Origin of the sequence: Stutzerimonas tarimensis, from assembly GCF_042648805.1 — a bacterium.
Lineage (GTDB): Bacteria > Pseudomonadota > Gammaproteobacteria > Pseudomonadales > Pseudomonadaceae > Azomonas > Azomonas tarimensis.
The window spans coordinates 45,243-63,476 of the sequence record NZ_JBHRXZ010000003.1 but is presented as its reverse complement, the minus strand read 5'-3'; the positions used below and the strand labels follow the sequence as shown (position 1 = coordinate 63,476).

General features: G+C 64.2%; 17 protein-coding genes. 8 read left to right on the top strand and 9 right to left on the bottom strand.

Annotation, left to right across the window (positions count from 1 at the left end):
• Positions 1–44 precede the first annotated feature (44 nt).
• Both ACFOMF_RS02235 and ACFOMF_RS02230 read right to left on the bottom strand, forming a co-directional pair.
• Complete coding sequence (locus ACFOMF_RS02235) at positions 45–872, bottom strand: mechanosensitive ion channel family protein (protein ID WP_386360792.1); 828 nt, start codon at positions 870–872, stop codon at positions 45–47.
• Positions 873–975: 103 nt separating this feature from the next.
• Complete coding sequence (locus ACFOMF_RS02230; RefSeq protein ID WP_386360791.1) at positions 976–1,455, bottom strand: YajQ family cyclic di-GMP-binding protein; 480 nt, start codon at positions 1,453–1,455, stop codon at positions 976–978.
• Between the two features lie 136 nt (positions 1,456–1,591).
• On the opposite strand from ACFOMF_RS02230, the gene ACFOMF_RS02225 reads away from it, so the two are divergent.
• From ACFOMF_RS02225 to ACFOMF_RS02205, 5 genes are read left to right on the top strand one after another with little or no spacing between them, the layout of a single operon-like run.
• Positions 1,592–2,563, top strand: coding sequence for a GGDEF domain-containing response regulator (locus ACFOMF_RS02225; RefSeq protein ID WP_386360789.1), 972 nt, complete (start codon positions 1,592–1,594; stop codon positions 2,561–2,563).
• Positions 2,560–3,471 carry a putative 2-dehydropantoate 2-reductase gene (locus ACFOMF_RS02220; RefSeq protein ID WP_386360787.1) on the top strand — a complete coding sequence of 304 codons (912 nt, stop codon included), beginning with the start codon at positions 2,560–2,562 and terminating at the stop codon, positions 3,469–3,471. The genes ACFOMF_RS02225 and ACFOMF_RS02220 overlap by 4 nt, the downstream gene beginning before the upstream one ends.
• Positions 3,472–3,513: 42 nt before the next feature.
• Positions 3,514–5,526 (top strand): sensor histidine kinase, encoded by a 2,013-nt coding sequence (locus tag ACFOMF_RS02215; protein ID WP_386360785.1) that lies wholly within the window; start codon positions 3,514–3,516, stop codon positions 5,524–5,526.
• Positions 5,527–5,539: 13 nt separating this feature from the next.
• On the top strand, positions 5,540–6,118 hold the full coding sequence (locus tag ACFOMF_RS02210) for a cob(I)yrinic acid a,c-diamide adenosyltransferase (protein WP_386360783.1): 579 nt from the start codon (positions 5,540–5,542) through the stop codon (positions 6,116–6,118).
• Positions 6,111–7,157 carry an ion transporter gene (locus ACFOMF_RS02205; protein WP_386360781.1) on the top strand — a complete coding sequence of 349 codons (1,047 nt, stop codon included), beginning with the start codon at positions 6,111–6,113 and terminating at the stop codon, positions 7,155–7,157. The genes ACFOMF_RS02210 and ACFOMF_RS02205 overlap by 8 nt, the downstream gene beginning before the upstream one ends.
• Here the strand turns inward: ACFOMF_RS02205 and ACFOMF_RS02200 are convergent.
• The 6 genes from ACFOMF_RS02200 to secA all read right to left on the bottom strand — a co-directional run bounded on the left by ACFOMF_RS02200 (position 7,143) and on the right by secA (position 14,991).
• Positions 7,143–7,889 carry an alpha/beta hydrolase family protein gene (locus ACFOMF_RS02200; RefSeq protein WP_386360780.1) on the bottom strand — a complete coding sequence of 249 codons (747 nt, stop codon included), beginning with the start codon at positions 7,887–7,889 and terminating at the stop codon, positions 7,143–7,145. The two genes, ACFOMF_RS02205 and ACFOMF_RS02200, sit on opposite strands and share 15 nt — an antisense overlap.
• The gene (locus tag ACFOMF_RS02195) at positions 7,873–8,991 is read right to left on the bottom strand and encodes a DUF3182 family protein (RefSeq protein ID WP_386360778.1); all 1,119 of its coding nucleotides are present in this window, start codon (positions 8,989–8,991) and stop codon (positions 7,873–7,875) included. The genes ACFOMF_RS02200 and ACFOMF_RS02195 overlap by 17 nt, the downstream gene beginning before the upstream one ends.
• Before the next feature lie 172 nt (positions 8,992–9,163).
• Positions 9,164–9,727 (bottom strand): alkyl hydroperoxide reductase subunit C, encoded by a 564-nt coding sequence (ahpC, locus tag ACFOMF_RS02190; protein ID WP_386360776.1) that lies wholly within the window; start codon positions 9,725–9,727, stop codon positions 9,164–9,166.
• Between the two features lie 172 nt (positions 9,728–9,899).
• Positions 9,900–10,862, bottom strand: coding sequence for a Nudix family hydrolase (locus tag ACFOMF_RS02185; protein WP_386360774.1), 963 nt, complete (start codon positions 10,860–10,862; stop codon positions 9,900–9,902).
• Positions 10,843–12,060, bottom strand: a complete 1,218-nt coding sequence (gene argJ, locus ACFOMF_RS02180) for a bifunctional glutamate N-acetyltransferase/amino-acid acetyltransferase ArgJ (RefSeq protein ID WP_386360772.1) — start codon at positions 12,058–12,060, stop codon at positions 10,843–10,845. Before argJ ends, ACFOMF_RS02185 begins: the two co-directional genes overlap by 20 nt.
• 180 nt (positions 12,061–12,240) lie before the next feature.
• Positions 12,241–14,991 carry a preprotein translocase subunit SecA gene (gene secA, locus ACFOMF_RS02175; RefSeq protein WP_386360770.1) on the bottom strand — a complete coding sequence of 917 codons (2,751 nt, stop codon included), beginning with the start codon at positions 14,989–14,991 and terminating at the stop codon, positions 12,241–12,243.
• A 225-nt stretch (positions 14,992–15,216) separates the two neighbouring features.
• Here secA and ACFOMF_RS02170 point away from each other — a divergent pair, with 225 nt between their 5' ends.
• The 3 genes from ACFOMF_RS02170 (at position 15,217) to ACFOMF_RS02160 (ending at position 16,546) form a co-directional block, all read left to right on the top strand.
• Positions 15,217–15,681, top strand: a complete 465-nt coding sequence (locus tag ACFOMF_RS02170) for a DUF721 domain-containing protein (RefSeq protein WP_386360768.1) — start codon at positions 15,217–15,219, stop codon at positions 15,679–15,681.
• 35 nt (positions 15,682–15,716) lie between these two features.
• Complete coding sequence (locus tag ACFOMF_RS02165) at positions 15,717–16,181, top strand: multidrug transporter (protein WP_386360766.1); 465 nt, start codon at positions 15,717–15,719, stop codon at positions 16,179–16,181.
• An 89-nt stretch (positions 16,182–16,270) separates the two neighbouring features.
• Positions 16,271–16,546, top strand: coding sequence for a DUF3509 domain-containing protein (locus tag ACFOMF_RS02160; RefSeq protein ID WP_386360764.1), 276 nt, complete (start codon positions 16,271–16,273; stop codon positions 16,544–16,546).
• 12 nt (positions 16,547–16,558) lie between these two features.
• On the opposite strand, the gene ACFOMF_RS02155 is transcribed toward ACFOMF_RS02160, so the two are convergent.
• Entirely contained in the window at positions 16,559–18,196 is a 1,638-nt protein-coding gene (locus ACFOMF_RS02155) for a DUF1302 domain-containing protein (RefSeq protein WP_386360762.1), read from the bottom strand.
• Positions 18,197–18,234 lie beyond the last annotated feature (38 nt).

Below are 18,234 nucleotides of genomic sequence, written 5' to 3'. Positions count from 1 at the left end.
ACCCCCCCCCGCCCGCTCCCGAAACGGACAAAGGCTGACCGGCCTCAGGTCTGCTGCTTGAGGTGCACAACCCGCTGCGGAAAGGGAATCTCCACGCCGGCCTCGTCCAAGCGTTCCTTGGCCTGCTCGGTGAACAGGAAGATCACCGGCCAGAGATCCGGCGTGGCCACCCAAACCCTCAGGGCCAGATTCACCGAGCTGTCGCCCAGACCGGTGACCACCACCAGCGGCGCCGGATCGGCCATGACGCGAGGATCCTTGGCGATCTCCAGCAACACCTTGCGGGCAACCTTGATGTCGCTGTCGTAACTGATGCCGACGGCGATCTCGGCGCGGCGCACCGGCTCACGCGAAAAGTTGGTGACGTGTCCATTGGACAGGCTGCCGTTGGGGATGACCACCACACGTCCGTCCGGCGCCTTGAGGGTGGTGTGGATGATCTGGATGCTCTGCACCGTTCCGCTGACACCCTGCGCCTCGATGAACTCGCCCACCTTGAACGGGCGAAACAGGAGGATCAGCACCCCACCGGCAAAATTGGCCAGGCTGCCCTGCAGCGCCAGGCCCACCGCCAGGCCGGCGGCACCGATCATGGCGATAAAGGAGGTGGTCTCGACGCCCACCATGGAGGCCACGCTGATCAACAGCAGGACCCTCAGCACCACGCTGGCCAGGCTGCCGATGAAGCCGTACAGGCTGGCGTCCAGCTCTCGTCGCTTGAGCAGGCCGGTGATCTTGTCGATCAGCTTGTTGATCAGCCACCAGCCCACCGCCAGGGTGATGAGCGCCAGCAACAACTGGGCACTGTAGTGCATGATCACCGGCAGCCAGGCGTCCGACAGGCCGACCAGGTAATTGACATCGTATTGCATGGGTACTCCTATTTGCGCAAGGCACCGGCTTCGGCCACTGGCGCTCTGCTCAGTGCCTTGGGCCACGACGAAGCGGCAGCACTGGACAGTATCCCGAGGGACTTCAGTCGCGGAAATTGTTGAACTGCAGCGGCATGCCGAAATCGTTGCCGCGCAGGTCGGCGATGGCCTCCTGCAGATCGTCACGTTTCTTGCCGGTGATGCGTACCTGCTCGCCCTGGATGGCGGCCTGGACCTTCAGCTTGGTGCCCTTGATGTGGGCCACGATCTTTTTCGCCAGCTCCTTGTCGATCCCCTCGCGCAGCACGACTTCCTGCTTGACCACCTTGCCCGAGGGGTAGGCGTCCTTGTATTCCAGGCATTGGATATCGATCTTGCGCTTGACCAGGCTGCCGCGCACGATGTCGAGCATCTGCTCCAGCATGAAGTCCGCCTCTGCAGTGAGGTGGATGGTCAGCTCCTTGAGTTCGAGGCTGCACTTGCCACGCAGGTCATAGCGGCGATCGAGCTCCTTGGCTGCATTGTCGATGGCATTGGTGACCTCGTGTTTGTCCAGCTCAGAAACGACGTCGAACGAAGGCATGGGTTTCTCCGGTAAAAAAATGGCACGACGGTTCGACTATACGGCCGCGCCTGGCTTGACGATTTCGGATGGACGGTCATTATACCTACCACACACGACCGCGCCCGGTCTGAAGGGCAGCCACCATCGAGCAGTTATGGCAAATCCCCGCTTAAGCATCCTCGTCGTCGACGACGCGAAGTTTTCCAGCGCCATGATCGGCCGCGCGCTGACCCAGGCCGGTTACCTCGATATCCGCTATGCCGACAGCGCCCACGACGCGCTGGCCCAGCTCGAACAACGACCCGCCAACGTGGTCCTCGCCGACTGGATGATGCCGGAGATCGATGGCCTGGAGCTCACCGCCAGCATCCGCCAGCATGACGAAGCCGGCGAGCACTACAGTTATGTGATCCTCTTGACCGGGCGTGAAGACCAGAACGCCCTGGCCCAGGCGTTCGACCAGGGTGTCGATGATTTCATCAGCAAATCGGTGATGCACGAGCAACTGGTGCCGCGGGTCTACGCCGCCGACCGCCTGTGCGGCACCTTGCAGCGCCTGCTGCAGGAAAAACACCGGCTCACTGAAAGCCTCTCGGACCTCGAGCAGCGCAACCAGGTCGACGCCCTGACAGGGTTGGGCAACGCTCGCCACCTGCAGCAGCAGATGGCCAACGCACTGCGCCATGTGGAAAGCCGTGAAGCCGCGCTTTGCTACCTGCTCGTCGGTTTACCGCAGACCCTGCAGCTGCGCCAGCAATACGGCGAGGCGCTGCACCAGGAGCTACAGCGCAACGTGGCGCGGCGCCTGCAACAGCTGGTGCGGCCGATGGACATGCTGTTCCGTCTGGACGACAGCCATTTCGCCGTGCTGATGGTGCTTGACGATCTGTCCGACTGCACGCCCAGCGCCTTCAAGCGATTGAATGAAAACATCAGCCACAAGGCGTTCAAGACCAGCGAGGGATTCATCAACCTCAAGGCCGGCATCGCCCTGCTCTGCCTCGACGCCCGCGCGCTGCCGACCAGCCCTGGCCATCTGATGGAGCTGGCCCGCGCGCAACTGCCGGTCGCCTACGGCACGGGCCGGATCGCCCCGCTGCGGCTGATGGCACCGGAGCCGCAGTGAACTGGCACCTGCTCGGTGCCGGAAGCCTGGCCACCCTATGGGCGGTGCGCCTGGCCCGCGCCGGGCACCCTATTCGCCTGATTCTGAGAAACGACGATCGACTGGCAGCCTATCGTGCCAAGGGCGGCCTGACCCTGACGGAGCAGGGACGGGCAACCAGCCACGCCATACCCGCCGAGCTCCCCTCTGCGCCCGAGCCTATCAGCCGCCTGTTGCTGGCCTGCAAGGCCTACGACGCCGAGCAAGCCATCGACGGCCTGGCGCACCGCCTGGCCAGTAACGCCGACGTGCTGCTGCTACAGAACGGCCTGGGCAGCCAGCAGGCGGTGCAGACCCGAGTGCCCGACGCCCGCTGCCTTTCTGTCTCCAGCACCGAAGGTGCCTTTCGCGAAGCGGACTTTCGCGTGGTGCATGCCGGCCTCGGCCAGAACTGGCTTGGCGACCCGGCCGGCGGCCCGCCACCTGCCTGGCTGGACCAGTTGCAAGGCGCCGGCATTCCCTGCCAATGGACGCCGACGATCCTGCCGCGCCTGTGGCGAAAGCTTGCCCTCAATTGCGCGATCAACCCGCTGACGGTGCTGCTCGACTGCCGCAACGGTGGCCTGCTCGCCGAGCGCTCATGGGTCAGCATCCTGTGTGCCGAGCTGACCCAGTTGCTCGAGCACTGTGCTGGGGCCGAGGCAGCCTTGGGGCTTGAGGAGGAAGTGCTGCGGGTCATCCAGGCGACCGCGAGCAATTACTCCTCGATGCATCAGGACGTTTCCCGCCGGCAACGCACTGAAATTGCCTACCTGCTCGGTTACGCCTGCACCACGGCCACTCGCCACGGCTTGGTACTGCCCGCCCTTAACGATCTCGAAGCCCACCTGCGTCAACGCTTGCGCTCACTTGGTTTGCCCGACAGCTGAACGCCCGCTACGCTGCCGGAAGTCCTCTCTCGTTCAGAACCCATGACCCTGCGCCAGCGTCTCGTAAACCTGCCGGTCGGCCGCAAACTGCTGGTCGCCATGCTTGTGCTGCTCAGCGCCGTGCTGATCGCCGCCAACCTGGTATTCATCAGTGCCGCCTACTGGATCTCCCGCCAGAGCGTGGCGCCACAGGCCATGCAGAGCATTGCCGAACTCATCGCTTCACCAGAGCTGAGCAGCTCTGCCCTGGCTTCGCCGGAGTCGGCACAGGCCCTCCTGCAACGCCTGCAGAGCTATGCCCCGCTACGGGCGGCGGTGATCTTCGATGCCGAGGGCAACGTACTGGCGCAACGCTCGAGAGGCGAGGACCTGAAGATTCCCGCGCATCTGCACGACCTGGACGGGTGGCGCCATTCCGAATTTCGCGCCAACCTGTTAATCGAGCTACCCCAGCCCGAAGGGCCGCCCGGACAGCTTCTGCTGGTGGCCAGTAGCGAGCTGCCTGGCGCCTTCTTTACCGGGACCCTGACTGCCAGCCTGGCCATCCTGGTGGTGTCGTTGCTTTGTTGGGGAGTGGTCGCGCGCCAGACCCGCAAGCTCATCACCAAGCCGATCCGCCGTCTCGAGGAGCTCTCACGCCGGGTCACCCGCGAGGAAAACTACGCCCTGCGTGCCCGTTCACGCAGCACCGATGAGATCGGCCGTCTGGCCGACGCCTTCAATACCATGCTGTCGCGCATCGAGGCCCGCGAACAGCAGCTCGAACGCGCCCGCGACGATGCCCAGAGTGCGCTGGACCAGTCGGAAACCCTGGCCGAACAGACCCGACGCTCCAACCGCCAATTGGAGCTCGAGGTACAGGTGCGCAGCAAGATCGAGAAAAAGCTCACCGGCTTTCAGAACTACCTGAACAACATCATCGATTCGATGCCTTCGGCGCTGATCGCGGTCGACGAGGACCTGCAGGTGACCCAGTGGAATGCCGAAGCCACCAGCCTCTCCGGAACGGCGCTGGAGGATGCGCTGAACCATTCGGTACTTGTCGCCTTCGCCCCGCTCAAACCTTTCGTCGATCAGATCCGCCGCGCCGCCGAAGAACTGGAGGTGGAGCGGGTGGAACGGGTCACCTGGTTTCGCGGCGAGATGCCGCGTCACTATGAACTCACCTTCTACCCACTGGTGGGAGGCGGGGGACGCGGCGTGGTGATCCGCATCGACGACATCACCGAACGCATCGGGCTGGAAGAGATCATGGTCCAGTCGGAAAAGATGCGTTCGGTCGGCAGCCTCGCGGCGGGAATGGCCCACGAGATCAACAACCCACTCGGCGCCATCCTGCACAATGCGCAGAACATTCGCCGTCGCCTGTCAGGCGACCTCGAGCGCAACCGCGAGGTGGCCGAGCAAACCGGCGTGCGCCTCGACGCCGTCAACCTCTACCTCCAGGCGCGAGAGATCCCGCAACTGCTCGATGGTATCCAGCAATCCGGCCGCCGTGCCGCGCGAATCGTCAGCCACATGCTCAGCTTCAGCCGCCTGAGCAATCGCCAGCTTGCCGAGTGCGACCTGGCCGCCCTGATCGATCAGGCGGTAGAGATCGCCAGCAGTGACTTCGACCTGGCCGAAGGCTTCGACTTCCGTGCCCTCGATCTGCAGCGCGATTTCGACCCGCGCCTTGGCCGGGTGCCCTGCATCGCCAACGAGCTCGAGCAGGTTCTGCTCAACCTCCTGAAAAACGCGGCACAGGCCATCCACCACCAGGCCGAACACGCGCCGGGGCAGATCATCCTGCGGACCCGGCTGAATCCGCCCTGGGCCGAGATTCAGGTGCAGGACAACGGCGGCGGCATGCCCGAGCATGTTCGCCAACGCATCTTCGAGCCCTTCTACACCACCAAGGAAGTAGGCCAGGGAACCGGACTGGGGCTTTCCGTTTCGTATTTCATCATCACCAACAATCACAAGGGGCAGATGGAGGTCCACTCCCGCCCCGGGCAAGGCGCGACCTTCACCCTGCGCCTGCCCCTGGCTGCGCCACGCAAAGCCACTTCATAATAGGGGACGCACCATGGGCAATCGTTTGTCAAGGATCTACACCCGCACCGGCGATTCCGGGGAAACCGGCCTCGCCGATGGACGCCGGGTACCCAAGGATCACCCGCGCATCGAGGCGATGGGCGAAGTGGACAGCCTGAACAGCCAGTTGGGCCTGTTGCTGGCCGAACTGAGCGAGGCACAGGCGCACTGGCCGGCGCTGGGTGAAATCATCGAGCTGCTCGCGCCTTGTCAGCACCGCCTGTTCGACCTTGGCGGGGAATTGGCGATGCCCGATTACCAGGCCCTGGGTTCGGACGAGATCGACCGTCTGGAGCAGGCCATGGATCGCTGGAACGAGGAGCTTGGTCCCTTGCAGGAATTCATCCTCCCTGGAGGTTCGCGCCTTGCGGCCCAGGCGCACCTGTGCCGCAGCGCCGCCCGTACCGCCGAGCGCCGCTGTCAGCAGCTCAACGCCAGCGAACCCTTGCGCCCATTGTGCCTGGCCTATCTCAATCGGCTGTCGGACCTGCTGTTCGTCGCCGCGCGCCTGATCGCCCGGCGCCAGGGCTGCGCGGAAATCCTCTGGCGCGCGGCGGCCCGCGATGCTTGATCGCCGCGATCAGAAGCGCATGCGCACCCGTGAAGGCGTGCATGCCGCCTGGGAAGCTTTCATCGTGGTGCTGGTATGCATCAACCTGGCACTGATTCTGTTCGACAGCCTGTTCGCGGTCGATCCGCTCAACCAGGCACTGGCTCGCTGGCTGCCGGGGCTACATGCCACCTATGCCGAACATGTGCACGACAACTTCGTCTTCATCGACCTGATGTTCGTCGCCGTCCTGGTGTTCGATGTGCTGCTCGGCTGGGTCGTCTCGCTGTTCGAGCATCGCTACCGGCGCTGGTACTACTATCCCTTCGTTCACTGGTACGACGTGCTGGGCTGCATCCCGCTGGCTGGATTCCGCTGGCTTCGCGTGCTGCGCGTCGGCAGTCTGCTGCTGCGTCTGCAGCGGCTGGGTCTGATCGATATGCGCCGCTGGGGTATCTACGAGTTCGGCAATCATTACTACCAGCGGCTGCTCGACGAGATTTCCAACCGAGTCATGGTGAAGATGTTCACCCGGCTGCAGGAGGAGATCGGCACCAGCCAGGATCTGGCCAAGCGGCTGGTCACGGACGTGGTGCGTCCGCGCAAGGACCGCCTGCTCAAGGACCTGTCGCGGCGCACCCAGGCAATGATAGAAGGTGGTTACCGGGACAATCGCGGCGCCATCGAGGGCTACGTGAGCAACCTGATCCGCCAGGCGCTGGCCGACAATGCCGAAATGCGCAACCTCCGCCGCCTGCCCCTGGGCAACCGCCTGGCCAGTACCCTTGACGAGGCCCTCGCCGACGTCGCGTCGCGCCTGATCCAGGCGGCGGTGGACGGCCTCAACGCGCCGCAGAGCCAGCAACTGGCGGCCAATCTTGCGGACCGGTTCTTCGAGGCCTGGCTTTATCAGGGCGACGACACCGACCTGGCCCTCGAAGAGCTGCTGGTGGACGTCATCGAAGTGCTCAAGGAGCAGCTTGTCGACCGCCAGTGGAGCGCCTTCGTCGGTCCACACAAGCCCGAACGCTCCGAAGCCGGCAGTTCACCGCTCGCCTAGGCGCGCCCCAACGATCATCTCGGTCGCCCAGTTGGTCAACACCTCGGTGTAGGCTCGCTGGCAGAGCTCGCCACTCAAGGCGTGGTCGGCGCCATCGATGATCCGATGCGTCAGCGAGTGGGTCTGCTGCAGGGCCGCCCGGTAACTCATGATCGTCTCGTGGGGCACGAAGTCGTCGTGCTCCGATTCGACGATCAGAACGTCGCCCTTGAACGCCGCCAGGGCTCCGAGCGCGCGGTTCTCCTCAGGGCGAACGCGGGTGCGCCGATAGCGTTGCAGGTCTTCGCGATCGAGCTTGCGCTTGGCCACCAGCCAGTCCTCGTCGCGGTAGAGGGCGGGCACCCTCAGCGCCAGCCACTTCACCGGGCGCAACGAAGTCAGTATCGCCGAGAGGTAACCGCCATAGCTTGTGCCGATGACTGCCACGGCCGAGGGGTCCACATGCGGATGTGCCAGCAGCCGATCGTAGGCCGCCAGCAGGTCACGCAGGCTGTGTTCGCGATTGACCGTCTCCTGCTGCGCCAGGGTTTCCGCATGGCCACGAAGGTCGAACGACAGGCAGATGCAGCCCATTCCGGCCAGGCCCCGTGCGCGCTCGAGGTCACGCTGCTGGCTACCGCCCCAGCCGTGAACAAAGAGCACGCCCGGCAGCTTGGCCTTGGGCTCGAGTAGCGTCGCCGCGATGAGCTCGTCGTCCACCGCGATCTGCAAGGTCTCACACTGGGTCGCCATAATCCTCCAACGTTACACACTTGCTGATAGGTCCGACATGGGCATCCTGCCCTTGATAAAGCACCGTGGCGCCATCCGGCAACAGGGCTCCTTCACCATAGATCTCCACTGAACTGGCGCATAGACGCTCGGGTCCTCCAGGCCGGCCGAGCATCTCCAGGGCGAAGATCTCGGCGCTGCTGGCACCACCGATGCGCCAGGACTGCTCGAGCACACCCGAACAGCGTCGGCCCTTCGGCGTTACGCCGCAGGCAACATCGTAATTTCGCCGCGAGGCAAAAAAACCTGGATAACAGCCGGACGCCGCCTCGTCGTAACAACGAGCCTGCTCCACCGCGAGCCGCACCGACTCGCTGAGATCGAGCGCCAGCAGGTCTTCGAAACCACCCTGTACCACCCAGAGGTCGGAACCGCCGTAGACCTGCTCTCCGCTGTTGTCGGTGGTCAGGCGCTGGGTACCGTGGTAGCTGATCACCCGCTCGCCGATCCGTACCTGTCCAACGCTGATGGTTGCCACCTGCTCCAGATGTCGCTCGAGCACCAGCCCGCATTTCTCCACTTCCTCGCTGTCGATCGCATGCAGTGCCTGAATCAGCGCCGTTTCGTTGTCGATCCGCACCTGCCCGCGCCCTGCCGTGGCGTTCACCGGTTTGACACGCAAGGCGCCGCCCGCGAGCAGGCGACGTCCCGCTTGCTCGGCATCCGCCATTGAAAAGGCGCTATAGCCTTCCAGGACGCTGCCCTCGACCCGCTCCCCGAATGCCGTCGACCAGCCCAGCGGCGCCCTCGCCTGAGGATCCACCAGTGGATGAGTAATGGCCTTGGTGGCGATGAAGGCATGCGGCACGACGCCTCCGAAGAGGTCTCGCTCGCTGGTCACGCCCACTCGTGCCGCCTCGTCGAGGCCGACCAGAGTGGCCGAGGGAACCAGATAGGCACCCTGGGCCGGTACGCGGTCGACGCTGTAGTCACCGGCAAAGCTGGTCCCGGTCAGTCTGGCGAGGCGCTCGGCCAGCAGGCGGTGCACGACACGTTCGTGCTCGGGCTCGACGACACGATTGGGAAAGGTACAGACCTTTCGCCTGAGATCCGCTGCGCTCATCTGCAACTCCGTAAACCTTTCAGGTAAGACCGCTTGCGGCTGTCAAGTATCCTCACCGCCCCTGCAGGAGACCACTGCGAACTGGAACGCAGGAACGAAAACGCCCGGTGGGCTGAGCCACCGGGCGTTCATTCAAGCAATGCGTCCGCGAACGGACGCTGCAGCAGCTTGCTTAGATCTTGCCGACCAGATCCAGCGAAGGCGCCAGAGTGGCTTCGCCTTCCTTCCACTTGGCAGGGCAGACTTCACCCGGATGAGAGGCGACGTATTGTGCGGCCTTGACCTTGCGCAGCAGGTCGGAAGCGTCGCGGCCGATGCCTTCGGCGGTGATTTCCACAGCCTGGATGATGCCTTCCGGATCAACGATGAAGGTGCCGCGGTCTGCCAGACCCATGGTTTCGCGCATGCAGTCGAAGTTGCGGGTGATGGTGCCAGTCGGATCACCGATCATGGTGTACTGGATCTTGCCGATGGTTTCCGAGCTGTCGTGCCAGGCCTTGTGGGTGAAGTGGGTGTCGGTGGACACCGAGTAGATTTCCACACCCAGCTTCTGGAACTCTTCGTAGTGGTCGGCCACATCGCCCAGTTCGGTGGGGCAGACGAAGGTGAAGTCGGCCGGGTAGAAGAAGAATACGGACCACTTGCCCTTGAGGTCAGCTTCGCTGACTTCAATGAACTTGCCCTGCTTGAATGCGCTGGCCTTGAACGGCTTGATTTCAGTGTTGATCACAGACATCGATTCACTCCTTATGGGGGTTCAAATCAGTACGGGGAGTACCTTACCTCAGCTGACTGCGGGGAGCCGATTGAATGCTGAAATCGTTCCTATTGATTTCAGCTATCAAGAGCTAGTTCCAGCGCGCCAGGATGGCATAACTGAGCCACAGACCGAAAGCCGGAGATCAGGTTCATGCCGGCCAGAATGAGCGGATACCGGCTACGCCCTGGGCACCGGCGGCAAGGGCTCTGGAAAGCATTTGCGGGCCTAGCCCGCCAAGGAGATAGGCCGGCAGGCGGCAGCCCTGCAGCAGCGCACTGGCCTGCTCCCAGCCCAGCGCCGGGGAGCCCGGATGACTCGCCGTCGACTGCACAGGCGAAAGGGTGACGAAGTCGACCCCCGCCTCGGCCGCCAGCCTCAGCTCTTCCTCACTGTGGCAGGAGGCGGCCAGCCAGCCGCCAGGGCGCCGCTGCAGCGGCTCACGCAGTTGCCGAGCCGTCAGGTGCCAGCCCGCCTCTGGAAACTCATCCTGCCAATGGAGCGGTCCCTTCAGCATCAGCCAGGCGCGACCCTGGCAGAGCACCAGTGCTTGCCTGGCCAGCTCCCTGTAGCTCGCTTCGTCGAGCCCGGGCGCCCGCAGTTGAACGAGCCGCACACCTTGCGCCAGCGCCCGCGCCAGCCCTTCGAGCAATGCCTGCGGCGTCAAACCCTCGGGCGTGATCAGATAACGGTCCGGCAAGCGTGCGGCATTGATGATCGGCAGATTGGCCTCGGGAAAGCGATAGCCGGGCAACGCTTCGGGCATCACCCAGGCCACCGGCTGACCCTCGACTCCGTGCGCGTGCCCGGCGAAGCGGGTCACCTCCCAGACATCGAGCAACACGGACTTGTCCGGATAGTCGTGGCGGATCTTGATCAACGGCCGGGCCGCCTCCACAGTGATGCCGAGCTCTTCCAGCAGCTCGCGGGCAAGCGCCGACTCCACCGACTCGCCGGGCTCCACCTTGCCACCAGGAAATTCCCAGAGACCGCCCTGATGCTTGCCCACCGGTCGACGGGCGATCAGGATCCGCTGCTGCTCACCGCGAATCACCGCCGCCGCGACATGCACCACCAGGGTCATGCCCGCCGCCTCAGGTGCGGTACTCGGCATTGATCTTTACATACTCATGCGACAGGTCGGTGGTCCAGATCGTCTCGCTGAACTGGCCGCGTCCCAGTTCGATGCGAATGCGGATTTCCGCCTCGGCCATGACCGCCGCGCCTTGTTCTTCGGTATAGCCACTAAAGCGCCCGCCCCGGCTGGCGATGCAGACATCGCCAAGGAAGACGTCGATCTTGCTCACGTCGAGATCAGCCACGCCGGCCCGGCCGACTGCAGCGAGAATCCTTCCCCAGTTGGGATCCGACGCGAACAGGGCAGTCTTGATCAAGGGCGAATGCGCCACCGCATAGCCGACATCGAGGCATTCCTGTGCGGCAGCGCCGCCGTTGACCTCGACCGTGACGAACTTGGTCGCCCCCTCGCCGTCACGCACGATGGCCTGCGCCAGTTCCATGAACACCTCCAGAACCGCAGCCTTCAGGGCGCCGAACAACGCGCCCTCGGCCCTCTCGATTTCCGGCAGCGCGGCTTGCCCGGTGGCGATCAGCATGCAGCAATCGTTGGTCGAGGTGTCGCCGTCGATGGTGATGCGGTTGAACGACTTGTTCGCGGCGTCGCGCACCAGGTCCTGCAGGACGTTGGGTGCCACCTTCGCATCGGTGGCGATATAGCCAAGCATGGTGGCCATGTTGGGACGGATCATCCCAGCGCCCTTGCTGATACCGGTGACGGTGACCGTGACCCCGTCATGCTGGAACTGCCGGCTGGCGCCCTTGGGCAGGGTATCGGTGGTCATGATGCCGCTGGCGGCGGCCGCCCAGTTATCGGGGCTGAGATCGGCCAGCGCCGCCGGCAGCGCGGCTTCGATCTTCTCCACGGGCAACGGCTCGCCGATCACCCCGGTGGAGAAGGGCAGCACCTGCGCCTCGGCGACGCCGGCCAGTTCCGCCAGCCGCGCCGTGGTCCGGTGCGCCGCGACCAGCCCAGGCTCACCGGTGCCGGCGTTGGCGTTACCGGTATTGGTCAGCAGGTAGCGCACTGCGCCCTGCATGCGCTCGCGGGTGACGATGACCGGCGCGGCACAGAAGGCGTTGGTGGTCGTTACCCCCGCCACGTGCGAGCCTTCGGCACAGCGCATGACCACCACATCGCGTCGGCCCGGACGCTTGATGCCGGCCGAGGCAATGCCTAGTTCGAAGCCGGGTACCGGATGCAGGGTAGGAAGAGGGCCAAGACCGACTGCCATGGAGACGCTCCTGAAATAAGAAGGATGAGGTGGCTGAAAATGCCGCTAGACCTGGTGGCGCTTGGGCGGTGACGGCGACCTGCACCGCCTTGCCCGGCAAAGGACAGCCAGGAATCAGCCGCCGTAGCCAGGTTAAAGGTGAGCTCGAGCCCACCTTCCGGACCGCGAGTCAAGCGACCCTTAGCTGATCTGACCGTGGCAGTGCTTGTATTTCTTGCCCGAGCCGCACGGACAGGGCTCGTTCCGGCCGATCTTCGGCTCGGTGCGCACCGGAACGGTCGGATCGGGCACAGCGGGCGCGGCTTCATCGGCATCGGCAGACGCCAGGGCGGAAATCTCGGCGTGCTTGAACTCCATGCGCTTGGCCAGCTCCTCGGCTTCGCGGCGCAGGCGCGCCTCTTCCTCGGCTGGATCCTCGCGGCGGACCTGCACGTGCGAGAGCACCCGGATGCTGTCGCGCTTGATGTTTTCCAGCAACTCCTGGAACAGCGTGAAGGACTCGCGCTTGTATTCCTGCTTGGGGTTTTTCTGCGCATAGCCACGCAGGTGAATGCCGTGACGCAGGTGGTCCATGGTCGAGAGGTGTTCCTTCCAGAGGTCATCGAGCACCCGCAGCACGATCTGCTTCTCGAAGGTGCGCAGTGCCTCGGCACCCGCCAGCGACTCTTTCTCCGCGTAGGCGGCGTTGACCGCCTCGACGATGCGCTGGCGCAGGCCTTCCTCGTGCAGCTTGTCGTCCTCGTCGAGCCACTGCTGGAGCGGGAGGGTAACGCCGAAGTCGCTGTAGAGCACCGTTTCCAGCCCCGGGACGTCCCATTGCTCGGCCAGCGACATCGGCGGGATATGGGTGCTGATCGCGGCGCCCAAGGCCTGCTCGCGGAAGTCCACCACCGTTTCGCCGATGTCATCGGAGCCAAGGATACTGTTGCGCATGTGATAGATCACCTTGCGCTGCTCGTTGGCTACATCATCGTATTCGAGCAATTGCTTGCGGATATCGAAGTTGCGGCCCTCGACCTTGCGCTGGGCCTTCTCAATGGCATTGGTGACCATGCGGTGCTCGATCGCCTCGCCCTGCTCCATGCCCAGCGCCTTCATGAAGTTCTTTACCCGGTCGGAGGCGAAGATGCGCATCAGGCTGTCTTCCAGCGACAGGTAGAAGCGGCTCGAACCCGGATCACCCTGGCGCCCTGCCCGGCCCCGCAACTGATTGTCGATTCGCCGCGACTCGTGACGCTCGGAAGCGATCACGTGCAGGCCGCCGGCCTCGATGACCTGTTGATGACGGTTCTGCCAGTCGGTCTTGATCGCGGCGATCTGCTCCTCGCTCGGCGCCTGCCCTGCGTCGGCTTCCAGCGCCGCGACCTCGGATTCCCAGTTGCCGCCCAGAAGGATGTCGGTGCCGCGGCCGGCCATGTTGGTGGCGATGGTCACCGCACCGGGTCGACCGGCCTGGGCGATGATCTCCGCTTCCTTGTCGTGGTACTTGGCATTGAGCACCTTGTGCTCCATGCCAGCGGCCACCAGCAGGCGCGACAACTGCTCGGAACTCTCGATGGTCGCGGTGCCCACCAGTACCGGGCGGCCGTGGGCCTGGCAGTCCTTGATGTCCTCGATGATGGCGGCGAACTTCTCGTCCTGGGTCATGTAGACCAGATCGTTGAAGTCCTTGCGCGCCAGCGGCTTGTTGGTCGGGATCACGAGCACGTCGAGGTTGTAGATCTGGCGGAACTCGAAGGCTTCGGTGTCGGCGGTACCGGTCATCCCCGACAGCTTCTTGTACAGGCGGAAGTAGTTCTGGAAGGTCGTCGAGGCGAGGGTCTGGCTTTCCGGCTGGATCGGCAGGCTTTCCTTGGCCTCGATGGCCTGGTGCAGGCCTTCGGACAGTCGACGCCCGGGCATGGTCCGCCCGGTGTGTTCGTCGATCAGCAGAATCTGGTTGTTCTGCACGATGTATTCCACGTTGCGATGGAACAGCACGTGGGCGCGCAAGGCCGCATAGACATGGGTCAGCAGACCCAGGTTATGCGCCGAATACAGGCTTTCGCCTTCGGCCAGCAATCCGGCGGCCGTGAGCATCTCCTCGACGAACTGATGTCCCTGCTCGTTGAGCTCGACCTGGCGGGTCTTCTCGTCGACGCTGTAGTGCCCCTCCTGGGTAACCACACCCTGCTCTTCTTCTATATGCCGCTGGAGACGCGGGATCAGGGTGTTGATCTGGGTATACAGGCGCGAGCTGTCCTCAGCCTGCCCGGAGATGATCAGCGGGGTACGCGCCTCGTCGATGAGAATCGAGTCCACCTCGTCGATCACCGCGAAGTTGAGTTCGCGCTGGAACTTGTCCTGCAGGCTGAACGCCATGTTGTCGCGCAGGTAATCGAAGCCGAGCTCGTTATTGGTCCCATAGGTGATGTCCGAGTGATAAGCAGCACGCTTCTCCTCCGGCGCCTGGAACGGCGACACCACGCCGACGCTCATGCCGAGGAACTCGTACAGCGGGCGCATCCAGTTGGCATCGCGGCGGGCCAGGTAATCGTTGACCGTGACCACATGCACGCCCTTGCCACCCAGCGCATTGAGATACACCGCCAGGGTCGCCACCAGGGTCTTGCCCTCACCGGTACGCATCTCGGCGATCTTGCCTTCGTGCAATGTCATGCCACCGATCAGCTGCACGTCGAAGTGACGCATCCCCATCACCCGCTTGCCGGCCTCACGGCATACGGCGAAGGCTTCGGGAAGCAACTGGTCAAGGGTTTCGCCCTTTGCGACGCGCGCCCGGAACTCATCGGTCTTGCCACGCAGCTGCTCGTCGGAGAGCGCCACCATCTGCTCTTCGAGCGCATTGACGGCCTTGACCGCCTTGAGCATGCGCTTCACTTCACGCTCGTTCTTGCTTCCAAAGAGTTTTTTCAACAAAGGGGCGAACATAAGGGCAACGACTTCCATTCTGAGGATGAATGGCACGGCCGTGAGACAGGCCACGACTGCATGCGAAAGTCGTCCATTCTACTCGGAAACGTCGCGGAAAAAAGCCGAGTGTCTTCAGCTACCGGGCATAGGCAGGCGACCTATCGCACGGGCGGCGGCGCAGGGCAAGCCCAAACCGAAGCGCGTCTTTGCTACCATCAATGCAAACCCAGACAGGCCGTACCCATGACCCTTCGCCCGCCTCCGGCGCGCACTCCCTCGGCTTTGCTGCGTGAAGCCCGGCCACTGAAGGCTCTGTTCAGCGAGGCGCAGCGCCTTTCGCGCCTGCAACAGTTGCTCGAAAGCCAGCTGCCACCCGCCGCTCGCACGCATTGCCGGGTCGCCTCCTGGCGAGCTGGCACCCTGCTGCTGATCGTTACCGATGGCAACTGGGCTACCCGTCTGCGCTACGGACAGAGGCGCCTGCAGCAGGGTCTGCAGAGCCTCCCTGAATTCGCCGGCCTGGCCCGGATCGTCTTCAAGGTACGCCCGTCCGGAAAGGCCGCGGCGCCGAGCCGCCCCAGGCCGGAGCTCTCGCCTCGCGCCGCGTACAGCCTGCAGGCCACCGCCGCGGGCATTGCCGACCCGCAATTGCGGGCGGCGCTGGAGCGTCTGGCCAGCCACGCCGCCGACCAACCCCCTCGACGCTAAGGAGGCGATCAGATGACCTGCGCTGGAGTGTCCACATGCTGATTGGTGTGTTGCTGGGCGTGACCTGGCTGATCCTGTTGATCCGCTATCCCGGCCGCGCGCTGCCGATCAGCGCCGGCGCCCTGATCGCGCTTGGCCTGGTTGTGGCCTGGGTCCTCTGGCAGGACCATCGAGAGAACCAGCGCCTGTCGCGGCTGGAATTGCGCATCGAATATGCGCCCCAGCAGTGCACGGGTGACCGACCGCTGCGGGTCTTGCTGACCAACCATAGCGACCGGCCGCTGCAGAGCCTGCGCTGGCGCATCGCCGCCCACTCACCCGGCGACCGCCTTGATCTGACCCAGCGCAGTTTCAGCGAGCCACGCTACCAGGGCCCGGGCGATCTTCAGCCAGGCGAAAGCTGGAGTGCCTGCATGCCGGTACCGCCGCTGCGGCCCGGATACCGCGCCAGCACGCTCAACTTCCGCGCCGAGGGGCTCGAAGGCGACTTCGCCCGCTGAGTCCGCGGCCGATGGTGGTCACCGGTAGCGAAACTTCTAGCCCTCTGGAGAGGTCAACAGCGCAGCCCATAGTCCAGGAGGAGCGCGGCATGAGTATCAGTCCGTTCAAGATGATCAGCGATGTATTCCAGCCGCGCTACAACGTCAATTTCTGCATCGAAAAGCCTGACGGCAGCATCCTCCTGACTCTGACCGACGCCCAGGGCGTAGCGGTCAAGCGCTATATCCTCGCCGAGCAGTGGCGCGACCGCAGCAAACTGGAGCGACTGATTCAAAGCCTGTGCTTCAGCCTCGCCATCGAGCGCGGCGAAATCAACGTACTGAAGGCCGGACGGCCGGACAACACGCAGGCCTCCGCACGCTGAAGGCAACAGACCCTAGAATGCCAGCCCCAGGCTGACGCCGAGATAATCCCGATCGACCAGGATGTTATAGCGGCCGCCGAAGAAATTCACGTACTCGACGGCCAGGCTGTAGGTATCCAGGTAGCGCGCCTGCGCTCCCAGCGAGACGGCCTTGGCGCCTTCGCTGAATACTCCGTCAGGGGCGAAGCCTCGGACATCATGGCTGAACCCCAGCGACGGCAGCAGATCGATGCGCGGCCAGAGATTGCGTATCACCGAGGACGCCTGGAGCCGATAGCCCCAGGCCGAACGGGTGACCAGCCCCCCGCCTCCACCCAGGCCGAACAGCGGATCACGTCCGTAACCCTGCTCGTCCAGCCCGCCCACTCGCACGTAGCCGAACTCGGCCAACAGCTCGAGTCCATCGAAACCGCCAACCCGGTCCAGCACCTGACTGAACGAACTGACCAGTTGCGTTACCTCTTTGCGCGCGTAGCCCGGACTGGCCAGCCCCGCGTAAGCTGGATCGCCCAGCCGCCGCACCAGCTCGGCCCGGTTGATCTGCAGCGGCGCGTTGGGCCTGTAACTCAGCTCGCTCGACCAACGAATGCCGGCCGGCAGCCAGGTAGCCACGCTTACTCCGTAGAGGCGGATGTCTTCGGCGAATTCCCGCCAGTACTCGCCTCGCTCGGCCGCCTCGGCCCGCGCCTGGGGCGAGGCTTCGGCGAAAGCCGCCGAGGCGTCGGTTCGACTGGAGAACAGCCCGGAACGGCTGTGGTAGTTGAGCAGATAGAGGCCGTAGTCGGCACGGTCTCCAACGCCGTGCAGCGCCAGGCCGAACTGGCCATCATCGCGGGCCTCGCGGTCGGCGCCGCGCCTCAGCCGAACACCCTCGCCTGACGATGATTCCAGGCCCTGGCCGGGGGCGCCCATCAGGTTCGCCATCACATCCTGATCGACACAGCCCCGCGCCAGCCCGTCGGCCTGGGAGAAGAAGGTGCCGCAATTGGCCAGCACATCCGGGCGCCACGCCAGTTGATAGAAAAGATCGAGCACGAGACGGCGGTTGATCGACTGCGAGACATAGGCCAGCTCGACAGGCCGGGCCGTTTCACGCAAGGGGTGCGAAGGATTGAGCGGCCTACTGTGATCGCGCGGGTTGATGGCATCGATTCCACCGGCAATGAACTGACTCTCCCCCCAATGCACCGTCTGGCGCCCCACCCTCAGGGCGCCCGGCTGCTCGCCCAGCGCATGATGGTGGAAGTAGAAGGCTTCGAGAAACTCGGCGCCTGAAGCCTGCGCTGCCACTTGACGGCCACTGTCATCGATGGGCTTGTGACGCCGGTCGCCGTCCTTCTCGGCAAAGTCGTACCAGTAGCGTCCCGACAGCGCAACGCCATGGTCGCGGTAACGCAGTTCGAGTTCATGCAACCCTTGAAAACGTGACGAGAAGCGATCACCGCGCCGATGGTTCAACCGCCCGTCATCACCAGCCTGGGACCAGCCACGCCCACCATTGAGATTCCCTACCAGGCGGGCGTCCGGAGACGCCGTCGACCAGAGGCTATGCATGCTGAACTGGCTGTCGAACTGACCTTCGACCTCGCCGGCGTTGAACGGCAGCGCGCCCACGGCGGCACTGAATGCCAGCCCCGGCAACAGCGCCATCGCCCAGCGCCTCAGTTGAATAGATCCGGCAAGGTAGA

Excerpts from the sequence above, each read along its gene's own strand:
- ACFOMF_RS02235 (WP_386360792.1), bottom strand. The coding sequence starts at position 872 with ATGCAATACGATGTCAATTACCTGGTCGGCCTGTCGGACGCCTGGCTG.
- ACFOMF_RS02230 (WP_386360791.1), bottom strand. The coding sequence starts at position 1,455 with ATGCCTTCGTTCGACGTCGTTTCTGAGCTGGACAAACACGAGGTCACC.
- ACFOMF_RS02225 (WP_386360789.1), top strand. The coding sequence starts at position 1,592 with ATGGCAAATCCCCGCTTAAGCATCCTCGTCGTCGACGACGCGAAGTTT.
- ACFOMF_RS02215 (WP_386360785.1), top strand. The coding sequence starts at position 3,514 with ATGACCCTGCGCCAGCGTCTCGTAAACCTGCCGGTCGGCCGCAAACTG.
- ACFOMF_RS02210 (WP_386360783.1), top strand. The coding sequence starts at position 5,540 with ATGGGCAATCGTTTGTCAAGGATCTACACCCGCACCGGCGATTCCGGG.
- ACFOMF_RS02205 (WP_386360781.1), top strand. The coding sequence starts at position 6,111 with ATGCTTGATCGCCGCGATCAGAAGCGCATGCGCACCCGTGAAGGCGTG.
- ACFOMF_RS02200 (WP_386360780.1), bottom strand. The coding sequence starts at position 7,889 with ATGGCGACCCAGTGTGAGACCTTGCAGATCGCGGTGGACGACGAGCTC.
- ACFOMF_RS02195 (WP_386360778.1), bottom strand. The coding sequence starts at position 8,991 with ATGAGCGCAGCGGATCTCAGGCGAAAGGTCTGTACCTTTCCCAATCGT.
- ahpC (WP_386360776.1), bottom strand. The coding sequence starts at position 9,727 with ATGTCTGTGATCAACACTGAAATCAAGCCGTTCAAGGCCAGCGCATTC.
- ACFOMF_RS02185 (WP_386360774.1), bottom strand. The coding sequence starts at position 10,862 with ATGCCGAGTACCGCACCTGAGGCGGCGGGCATGACCCTGGTGGTGCAT.
- argJ (WP_386360772.1), bottom strand. The coding sequence starts at position 12,060 with ATGGCAGTCGGTCTTGGCCCTCTTCCTACCCTGCATCCGGTACCCGGC.
- secA (WP_386360770.1), bottom strand. The coding sequence starts at position 14,991 with ATGTTCGCCCCTTTGTTGAAAAAACTCTTTGGAAGCAAGAACGAGCGT.
- ACFOMF_RS02170 (WP_386360768.1), top strand. The coding sequence starts at position 15,217 with ATGACCCTTCGCCCGCCTCCGGCGCGCACTCCCTCGGCTTTGCTGCGT.
- ACFOMF_RS02165 (WP_386360766.1), top strand. The coding sequence starts at position 15,717 with ATGCTGATTGGTGTGTTGCTGGGCGTGACCTGGCTGATCCTGTTGATC.
- ACFOMF_RS02160 (WP_386360764.1), top strand. The coding sequence starts at position 16,271 with ATGAGTATCAGTCCGTTCAAGATGATCAGCGATGTATTCCAGCCGCGC.
- ACFOMF_RS02155 (WP_386360762.1), bottom strand. The coding sequence starts at position 18,196 with ATGGCGCTGTTGCCGGGGCTGGCATTCAGTGCCGCCGTGGGCGCGCTG.